At 40.5% G+C, this 8,510-nt stretch carries 11 protein-coding genes; 7 read left to right on the forward strand and 4 right to left on the reverse strand.

Annotation, left to right across the window (positions count from 1 at the left end; all coding sequences use genetic code 11):
- Positions 1-210: 210 nt before the first annotated feature.
- Positions 211-522 carry a YfhH family protein gene (locus KS419_RS08805; protein ID WP_217065921.1) on the forward strand — a complete coding sequence of 104 codons (312 nt, stop codon included), beginning with the start codon at positions 211-213 and terminating at the stop codon, positions 520-522.
- A gap of 43 nt (positions 523-565) precedes the next feature.
- On the opposite strand, the gene KS419_RS08810 is transcribed toward KS419_RS08805, so the two are convergent.
- Both KS419_RS08810 and sspK read right to left on the reverse strand, forming a co-directional pair.
- The gene (locus tag KS419_RS08810; protein WP_217065922.1) at positions 566-724 is read right to left on the reverse strand and encodes a YpzG family protein; all 159 of its coding nucleotides are present in this window, start codon (positions 722-724) and stop codon (positions 566-568) included.
- Between the two features lie 48 nt (positions 725-772).
- A complete protein-coding gene (gene sspK, locus KS419_RS08815) occupies positions 773-940 on the reverse strand; it encodes a small, acid-soluble spore protein K (RefSeq protein ID WP_217065923.1) in 168 nt (55 codons plus the stop codon).
- A gap of 144 nt (positions 941-1,084) precedes the next feature.
- Between sspK and KS419_RS08820 the strand changes: the two genes are divergently transcribed.
- Complete coding sequence (locus KS419_RS08820; RefSeq protein ID WP_217065924.1) at positions 1,085-1,351, forward strand: YfhJ family protein; 267 nt, start codon at positions 1,085-1,087, stop codon at positions 1,349-1,351.
- Positions 1,352-1,440: 89 nt separating this feature from the next.
- Here the strand turns inward: KS419_RS08820 and KS419_RS08825 are convergent, their stop codons facing one another.
- Positions 1,441-2,424 carry a metal-dependent hydrolase gene (locus KS419_RS08825; protein WP_217065925.1) on the reverse strand — a complete coding sequence of 328 codons (984 nt, stop codon included), beginning with the start codon at positions 2,422-2,424 and terminating at the stop codon, positions 1,441-1,443.
- Between the two features lie 141 nt (positions 2,425-2,565).
- Between KS419_RS08825 and KS419_RS08830 the strand changes: the two genes are divergently transcribed.
- From KS419_RS08830 to KS419_RS08850, 5 genes are all read left to right on the forward strand, one after another.
- Positions 2,566-2,883 (forward strand): hypothetical protein, encoded by a 318-nt coding sequence (locus tag KS419_RS08830; protein WP_217065926.1) that lies wholly within the window; start codon positions 2,566-2,568, stop codon positions 2,881-2,883.
- Positions 2,884-2,916: 33 nt separating this feature from the next.
- Positions 2,917-4,014: an A/G-specific adenine glycosylase gene (gene mutY / locus KS419_RS08835; protein WP_217065928.1), complete on the forward strand. Its 1,098-nt coding sequence runs from the start codon at positions 2,917-2,919 to the stop codon at positions 4,012-4,014.
- 3 nt (positions 4,015-4,017) lie between these two features.
- Positions 4,018-4,776, forward strand: coding sequence for an SDR family NAD(P)-dependent oxidoreductase (locus KS419_RS08840; RefSeq protein WP_217065929.1), 759 nt, complete (start codon positions 4,018-4,020; stop codon positions 4,774-4,776).
- Between the two features lie 212 nt (positions 4,777-4,988).
- Positions 4,989-5,132 (forward strand): hypothetical protein, encoded by a 144-nt coding sequence (locus tag KS419_RS08845; protein ID WP_217065930.1) that lies wholly within the window; start codon positions 4,989-4,991, stop codon positions 5,130-5,132.
- A 553-nt stretch (positions 5,133-5,685) separates the two neighbouring features.
- The gene (locus tag KS419_RS08850; protein WP_217065931.1) at positions 5,686-6,660 is read left to right on the forward strand and encodes an ABC transporter ATP-binding protein; all 975 of its coding nucleotides are present in this window, start codon (positions 5,686-5,688) and stop codon (positions 6,658-6,660) included.
- A gap of 615 nt (positions 6,661-7,275) precedes the next feature.
- Here the strand turns inward: KS419_RS08850 and KS419_RS08855 are convergent.
- Positions 7,276-8,388, reverse strand: a complete 1,113-nt coding sequence (locus tag KS419_RS08855) for an IS110 family RNA-guided transposase (RefSeq protein WP_217065727.1) — start codon at positions 8,386-8,388, stop codon at positions 7,276-7,278.
- Positions 8,389-8,510: the final 122 nt, after the last annotated feature.

Genomic DNA, 8,510 nt, shown 5'->3' on the forward strand with positions numbered 1-8,510 from the left:
GGGTCTCCCCTGAACTCGCTTTTCCCGCAGGAGTGTCGTAAATTTCGCTAAAAATCATACTTTTAAGAAATCAACATTAGCCTTTAACATAGCCTATATAATAAAGGCTAAGTTACCAAACCTTCCCCTGAAAGTTGATTCTTGAAGGGAAGTTGAACAACAACAGAGTTATACTAAAAAGAGAATATAGAAGCATTAAGGAGAATGATAATGGATAAGCGATACAGTCAAATGACAGTAGAAGAATTACGAGCTGAGGTCGCCGAATTGAAGGTGAAAGCTCAAAAGGCCGAGCAAATGGGGATGATTAATGAATTTGCAGTTCATGAACGGAAAATGTTGATGGCACAAGCATACATGATGGATCCAAAGGATTTTAAATCAGGTGAAACGTATGAGATTATTGGGTCAACTGATCATTTTACGATTACATATATGAATGGTGTATTTGCCTGGGGTAATCGAAATCGTTCCAAAGAAGAGGAAGCCCTTCCCATTTCCGTGCTTGGGAACAAAAATTAAAGAGGTTGTCCCAAACGGCAAGACCGTTTGAGACACCCATCAACTAAGAACGTTTCCTAGTTTGCACCTCTAATATCTGAACATTCAAGGCTTGTTGGGTTTCCCCATTCACTTGGTGATAAGCGTGCTTTGGATTTGAACGTGGAGATTGGAACGGATCCTGATAACCTCTTCCGCTTTGTGGCAGGTGTTTATTCTTCATGAACTAACGCCTCCTCCAAAATGAGTAAACGAGCTTCGTATCTGATCTTTAACCTTCCTCATTGTTAGGCTTCCGATTTTGAGTTGAAGCTTGCATACGCTCTTGCGGATGATCGTTTATGGTTCCATCCGCACGCTTAGATGCATACGCGCCTTTTGCCCGCGGTTCTCCGTCAAGTGACATACGCTCTGGGAAATCCTTTTCTTTATTACGCATAGGGGAAAACCTCCTTAAAATAGGTAAGAAGGGATAATGTTCTTACCGATTCATGCTGACAAGCTTTCTTTTTGATGGGACAGTAATAGTGTGTGTGTTATTGTTTAAATAATGAAATGTAATTCCTGACAGGGGGAAAGAAAGATGAATGATTACTTTGAAAGGTTGACGTCAAAACTTCTCGAACAAAATGAGCAGATGTCCTATTCGGAAGCAAGAACTTGGATTGAGATATTATGGGAAGATTTTGAATCCACGTATGCAAAAGCAGGTCAAAAATATAATGGGAAAGAAATGACAGAAAAAGTTTTGTACCAATGGATCATGCAATATGGACCTAACTTGCACGAAGTTTTAATTGAGAAACCAAAATACAAAGAATTATTTGAAAAAAAGAGTTTTTATCATTAATATTTAATAAATGAATGTTGGTATCGTGCCAAATAAAGGAGGTTGTCTCCAAAGGGAAAACGTATTTTTCCCGAAAGAGACAGCCTCCATTAAGTTTCCACGAGATATTCCAATTTCCGCTGTAAAGTGTTGTTATTGTAAATCCAACCAGTATAAGAAGACAGAATGTTTTTGTCTTCATCAAGACGCACGATTGCAATAAAAGGATAATGACCTTTACTCCGATATCTTAGATCCACAAATTTCACTGTATATCCATGGGATTCTAAAGATACTTGCCAACGATAAGCAGGGGAAAAAGATAGAAATGCATTTAAATTTGCATCCTCTCTCGCTGCTGTAATGATTGGATCTTTAGGTATTGGTTCAAAGGGATAGGTCTCAAAATAATTGACCTTCCCATTTTTCACTTGAGCAACATACATTTTTTCAACGGTGCGAACAACAACATGCCAACGATACCAATTAAACGTTGGGGAGATAAAAATATGGGTTGAATCTGGATGAAGCTCTTTGAGTTGCTGGTAAACTCCACGCCTTGCTCCAATCCTCCATAGATAGTAACCGATTAATAGGACATAGATAGACAAAAATGTCCAGCCTGGATCGGCACCATATCGCCAAAGTATTATACCTGCTATATGGGAAATGAAAATAAATGGATCAAATATGTTTATGACGCCTAATGCGATCCATTTGTCTTTGATTGGGGAAAAAAACTTTGTCCCATAGGCATTAAATATATCCACAAACACATGCAGAAAAACAGCGAGAAACGTCCACATCCACAAGTGAAACAAGTTTAAATTTGGCATGGTTAAACCTAAAAGAATCGTAATTGCCGTGGGCCAAATAAACCAGAAGGGAATAGAATGGGTGACGCCCCGATGATTTCGAATATATACAGCATTATTTTTTAACTTTAAGATAGTATCAAAGTCAGGCGCCTGGGAGCCCAATAGAGCACTTACCATCACAGCCTGTGTCATTGCTGGATTATTTGATACAACAGGATCAAGCGTGGCTATTCCACCGAGTGCAATTCCCATAACAACATGGGTACCTGTGTCCATCATTATCCCTCCTTAGATGATAGGAATGACGTTTCTTGATACAATACGTGATAGAGAGTAAAAAATCCTGTACGATTGTTAAAAAAATTGTTAGTTCTATTAATACCCTATTTTTTAGGTTTTAAAAAGGAGACTGGAAAGATGACATTCCAAATTTTTATGGAATACAAAATTACAGAGAAGATGATTTATAAATATGAAACAGGTATGCCCTCTATTATAAAAGAATTAGAAAATTTAGGGGCAATAGATATCCATTGGTATAAAGCAGCAGATCAAGGAAATCTTTATGTGGAAATGTTTATCCTGTCTTCCATGGAAGAGTATGAGACAGTGAAACGCCTCCGCCGGGACAGTGATCATCCTGTATTTGGAAAAATGGACGAATATGTGGATGGGGGAATGAAGAAAGTACACTGTTGGGCTTTTGTGGAAAAGTCAATTGAAAATTTGAAATAGAGAGAGAAGTTTATTGGAGGAGGAACACATTCAGTGACAACCGAGGAAATACTTAAAGAATGGAACATCAGTGGTTTTCAACAGGATCTGTTGGACTGGTATGAAGACCAAAAGCGGGACTTGCCTTGGAGGAAGGACAGGGATCCTTATAAAATTTGGGTGTCGGAAATAATGCTGCAGCAAACGAAGGTGGATACTGTCATCCCTTATTTCAACCGATTTATGGAATTATTCCCAACAGTGGAAGCTTTGGCAGAGGCGGAAGAAGAAACAGTCCTTAAAGCTTGGGAAGGACTTGGATATTATTCTAGGGCAAGAAACCTTCATCAGGCAGTGAAAGAAGTTCAGGAAAACTATGGTGGACAAGTCCCTGCCAATCCAGAAGGGATTCACCAATTAAGGGGCGTTGGTCCTTATACAGCAGGAGCGATTCTTAGTATAGCATTTAATATTCCTGCACCTGCCGTTGATGGCAATGTGATGAGAGTACTGTCAAGAATTTTTACCATTTATGATGATATTGCAAAAGGGTCCACGAGGAAGTTATTTGAATCGATTGTGGAAGACATCATTTCACCGAATAACCCATCTGACTTTAATCAAGGATTAATGGAACTAGGGGCATTAATCTGTACCCCAAAATCGCCATCTTGTCTTATTTGCCCCGTTGGAAAACATTGTGCCGCCAGAGAAGAAGGAGTTCAAGCTCTCTTGCCCGTCAAGGCTAAGAAGACACCGCCGAAACTCAAGGACATGAAAGCCGTTGTGTTGAAGGATAACGATGGAAATATTCTTATTGAACAGAGACCGGAAAAGGGGATGCTGGCGAAACTTTGGCAGTTCCCTAATTTAGAGAAAAGTTCAGAGGACCTTACTGATCTTGAAGAACATTTACGGTCACAAGGACTGGAAGTGCAGTTGAGTGAGAAAGTTCATGAAGTGAGACATGTTTTTTCCCACATCATCTGGGAAATTGATGTGTATGTGGGCGAGTTGAAGGGAATAGTTGATTCAGAGCTTTTTGGAAAAACAAAGTTGGAATTGGTGAAAAAAAGCGATGTGGATAGATATCCATTTCCAGTATCGCATCAAAAAATAAATGATTTTGTGTTGAAAAAGGGGGATTTTTAACTTATGGATCTTCAGTTAATGGGAAAACGGGTGCTAGTAACAGGCGGCTCGAAAGGAATTGGAAAAGGTATTGCAAAAGGATTTATGGAAGAAGGGGCAAGAGTGGGAATCATTGCCCGAGGAGAGGAATCATTGAAAAAAGCTAACCGCGATCTTCCAGGAATTAAAACGTTTCAAGCTAATCTGATGGAGAAACAGGAGCGGGAAAGGGTCTTCCAGGAATTTATCAGTGAGTATGGCGATATCGACATTTTAATCAATAATGTGGGGGGAAGTAATGGCAGCACGACTGCTGAAACACCACTTGATTTGTTTGAAGAGGCGATGAACTTAAATTTTTATTCTGCTGTTCACTTCAGTCAGTTAGCCATCCCTTATATGAAAAGGAAAAATGCTGGCTCGATTGTGAATATTTCTTCTATATTTGGACGGGAATCTGGCGGGAAGCCCACTTACAATGGTGCGAAAGCAGCGATGATCAGTTTCACAAAATCTCTTGCTGATGAACTAGTGAAAGAGGGAATTCGCGTTAATGGTGTGGCACCAGGGTCGATCCTTCACCCTTCAGGAAACTGGCAACGGCGATTGGAAGAAAACCCTGAAAAGATTCAGAAATTTGTGGAAGACGAGATCCCTGCTGGCAGATTCGGGACAGTTCAAGAGGTGGCGGATACCGTTGTGTTCCTGGCATCAGATCGTGCAAAGTGGGTGGTTGGGGCTACCTTGAATGTGGACGGAGGACAGTCCAAATCGAATTTTTAGACAAATAAGAATTAAGAAGTATAAGTTTTTTTTATCTGTCTAGCTCCAGCGTCTACGGGCTCGGCTCACTTCTAGACTGCTACTACTTGAGTTGCATCTTTGCTGCCTTGCGACCGAGTAATCGCAGGAGCACATGGCAGCCAAAAAGCTATTCAACGAGGAAATCATCACGAATATGCATCGAGTTGCCTCAACGGGCAGGGCGTGACGCTTTGCTCTATGGACGGACAGGAAGTCCTAATATCGGGCATGCCACAGGACGTGGCGTCCTGCCCGATGGACGGACAGGAAGTCCTAATATCGGGCATGCCACAGGACGTGGCGTCCTGCCCGATGGACGGGACAGGAAGTCCTAATATCGGGCATGTCACAGGACGTGACGCTTTGCCCGATGGACGGACACGCAACGGAGTGTTAGCTAGTAGAGGAAGAGGCAGTAACTTTCGCCCGTGACTAAGGAGCTAGTGTTTTTCTTATAGGAATTATACTAGCTAATTATTTTGGCTTTACAGGAGAATTATTTGATTATGAAGCAAACCTGATCGTGATGAAGGTTTGCTTTTTATATTGTATTTTCGAAAGTAGTCTGTCTCTTCATGGATATGAAGGATGTAGTTCTAGCCAATAGTCCGAACGTAGAGTTGGTTCGGACAAATGGAGAAAGAAGAGAGTGTGAATTGTCCGAACTAAGTCCTGGTTCGGACAAATGGAGAAGGAAGTGAAGGTGAATTGTCCGAACTAAGCGCCAGTTCGGACAGTTGGAGTAGGAAGAGAGTATCCAATTGTCCGAACTAGACCCCAGTTCTTACAGTTGGATACTTCATAGACCATATCAATAGAATTGTAGGCCGATTTAGATTATAGTTTAACAATAAGAAGTTTTACAAAGACGAATTGGAAGTGAGTGAAATGATATCTTTTGAGAATGTTACAAAGACATATGAAGATGGTACAAAAGCCGTCAACGATATTACGTTTCAAGTGAAAAAGGGTACATTAGCTACTTTAATTGGGCCAAGTGGATGCGGGAAAACAACTACGATGAAAATGATTAATAAGCTTATTCCGCTCACATCAGGAACCATCTCAATCAACGGCCAGGATATAACAAATGAAGACGGTGTGGAGCTACGAAGGAATATCGGCTACGTAATTCAACGTATTGGATTGCTCCCCCATATGACCATAGAAGAGAATGTGGCGATCGTTCCCAAACTAAAAGGCTGGAAAAAAACTGAATACATAAAAAAAGTGGATGAACTGCTTGATTTAGTGGGACTTGATCCAACTGTCTATAAGAAACGGTACCCACTGGAATTAAGCGGAGGGCAGCAACAACGTATCGGAGTCATCCGAGCATTGGCAGGGGATCCACCGATTATCTTGATGGACGAGCCATTCAGTGCCTTAGATCCCATTAGCAGAGTGCAGCTACAAGATGAACTTAAGCAAATCCAAAAAAACATACATAAAACCATTGTTTTCGTAACCCACGACATGGATGAAGCACTGAAACTGGCAGATGATGTGGTCGTGATGAAGAATGGAATCATTGAACAGATTGCTACACCGCGCGAAATCATCGAAAATCCCCAAAATAGTTTTGTTCAGTCGTTCATTGGTGAAGAGAGAACGAATACACCAGAAGTGTCCCCACTGACGAAAGTGGAGAAAATCATGGGACCTTATCCGAACCATTCTGAGAAAGTCGTCAATTACCCAAAGCTCACCCAAAATACCACCGTAAAAGAAGCCGTATCTCTTATCCTTAAGCACGATGCGGATGCAATTACTATTACTGGAACTAACAACGAACCTATCGGCATGATAACGAAAGATCATTTACTTCAAATTCTAGCTGGTATTGAAGAGGAGGTGGAGTAAATGGAGAGTTTACAAGTATTTATCGATACGATTTTAACGAGGCAGGACCTCATTATCGAACGGTCCATCGAGCATCTCTACCTATCCTTTTTAGCCATCTGATATGAACGAAACTGTCAAGGCCCCCCATCTAAATTAGTAGCGAGACTATTTTGGGGTACTTTTAAGAAGAGGAGCTGTTTTTGGCTCCTTTCACTTTATTGTGTGTGCCCATTTATTTTTTCGCTTCTTTAGCTTAGTACTTCAACCTCACACTTAGAATGGTTGTCAAGTGCTCTCCTTGACTGCCATTCTAAGTGTGAGACACTAGAATAAGCTAAAGGGGGGATTATACATCATGCCTCCTTAATATTTATTTGAATAGATGTTAAGAACACGGCACGAAGGCAAAAACTCTACTGCGGTTAGCATCCTGATATTCGTGGGTTTTCACATAATTTCTTTCCGTATAAAGGACTTTTCCACTAACTCGAGACGTGCGTTAACCTAACCACTCAAGGTATAGCACAGAGGAGGCACGTGGATCTTCCTTTCCGGTTTTACTCTTTGCCTTCGAGCCCTATTCTCATCTATCTATTTTAAAATCAATATATATTCGGTTAAACGTTAGTAATATCAAACCCTTGGAATATCATCTAACTCTTGTGTAATTGCCCAAACAAAACCTGCTAACTCCCTAGCTACGGCCGTTATTGCTTTGCCACTTTCTTTTCCTTTGGATAGTAATCGAAAATATTTTTTGTGAAGTCGATTTTGTGCTTTCCAAGAGATTCCTTGAATGGTTGGAGATAATCCATTTAGTCGCTTCTTTAATTCTCCTTTGACAGCAGGTTGATAGCGATAACTCCAGGCAGACTCGATTAATAACCGTCGAACATGGCGATTTCCTGTTTTCGTAATTTCTCCCTGTATCCTTCTCTCACCACTAGAATGTTCACTTGGAATTAATCCCACATAGGACATCAAGTGCCTTGGCGTTGAGAACCGCTTGAAAGAACCAATTTCAGCTACAAGACTTGTCGCTGTTATAAGTGCGACACCTCTTAAACTTTGCAAGGCTTGAATCATTGGGGCATGCACACCTTCGGTAGCTTGTAATTTAATTTCTTCATCATATCTCTTAATCCGTTGTTCTAACTCATGTAATTGATGATAATACTCTTGAAAAACTATTCGTAAAGCTGAACTCTCAAATTTCATAACATTGAGCCATTCACGATACTTTTTGGTCCACTTCTTAACCCCTGCTGGTGGTTTGATATTGTTACGTAATAAAAATTTTGTTAAGCGGTGCTTGGTTCTAAGTTCGTCTTCTTTTGCATCTTCACGAGCTCTAACTAAATCACGTAATGCCTCATCTTCTGGAGTAGGGACATAAATTGGAGTTAATTCTCCTGCTCGATACAACTGAGCAAGTCGGATAGAATCCCTACGATCTGTTTTAATACGTTCACCTGGTCTTTTAGGTATTAATGAAGGAGCTATCACATCACAATGAACTTCTAAAGAGAGCAACTGTCTATACAGTGGGTAGCCCGTTGGGCCAGCTTCATAACACACTCGTAAAGTTTTAACATCGCCAAGCTTTTTTACTAATTTCTTTATTGCTTCTGGTGTATGAGGAATCATTCCGTAGTATCTAGGCACTTCACGACCCTCTTCTGCAATAGCTACTGCAATTTTTTCTTTTGATACGTCTAAACCTACATATTTAATGGTATCCTTCATAATAACTAGCTCCTTCCGTAATGTAGCACTGATTTGGTTTTTGTTTTTTTTCTTAATAAACATTCTTACCAAATTAATCTACGAATTTACGAGTGAGGAGCTAGTTTCGTTCATGATAACTC

Source organism: Evansella tamaricis (genome assembly GCF_019042215.1).
Classification (GTDB): domain Bacteria; phylum Bacillota; class Bacilli; order Bacillales; family Salisediminibacteriaceae; genus Evansella; species Evansella tamaricis.

What these genes read in the sequence shown, in the direction of transcription:
- KS419_RS08810 (WP_217065922.1), bottom strand. Translation starts at nt 724, where the DNA reads ATGAAGAATAAACACCTGCCACAAAGCGGAAGAGGTTATCAGGATCCG.
- KS419_RS08805 (WP_217065921.1), top strand. Translation starts at nt 211, where the DNA reads ATGGATAAGCGATACAGTCAAATGACAGTAGAAGAATTACGAGCTGAG.
- KS419_RS08825 (WP_217065925.1), bottom strand. Translation starts at nt 2,424, where the DNA reads ATGGACACAGGTACCCATGTTGTTATGGGAATTGCACTCGGTGGAATA.
- KS419_RS08830 (WP_217065926.1), top strand. Translation starts at nt 2,566, where the DNA reads ATGACATTCCAAATTTTTATGGAATACAAAATTACAGAGAAGATGATT.
- sspK (WP_217065923.1), bottom strand. Translation starts at nt 940, where the DNA reads ATGCGTAATAAAGAAAAGGATTTCCCAGAGCGTATGTCACTTGACGGA.
- KS419_RS08855 (WP_217065727.1), bottom strand. Translation starts at nt 8,388, where the DNA reads ATGAAGGATACCATTAAATATGTAGGTTTAGACGTATCAAAAGAAAAA.
- KS419_RS08820 (WP_217065924.1), top strand. Translation starts at nt 1,085, where the DNA reads ATGAATGATTACTTTGAAAGGTTGACGTCAAAACTTCTCGAACAAAAT.
- KS419_RS08840 (WP_217065929.1), top strand. Translation starts at nt 4,018, where the DNA reads ATGGATCTTCAGTTAATGGGAAAACGGGTGCTAGTAACAGGCGGCTCG.
- KS419_RS08850 (WP_217065931.1), top strand. Translation starts at nt 5,686, where the DNA reads ATGATATCTTTTGAGAATGTTACAAAGACATATGAAGATGGTACAAAA.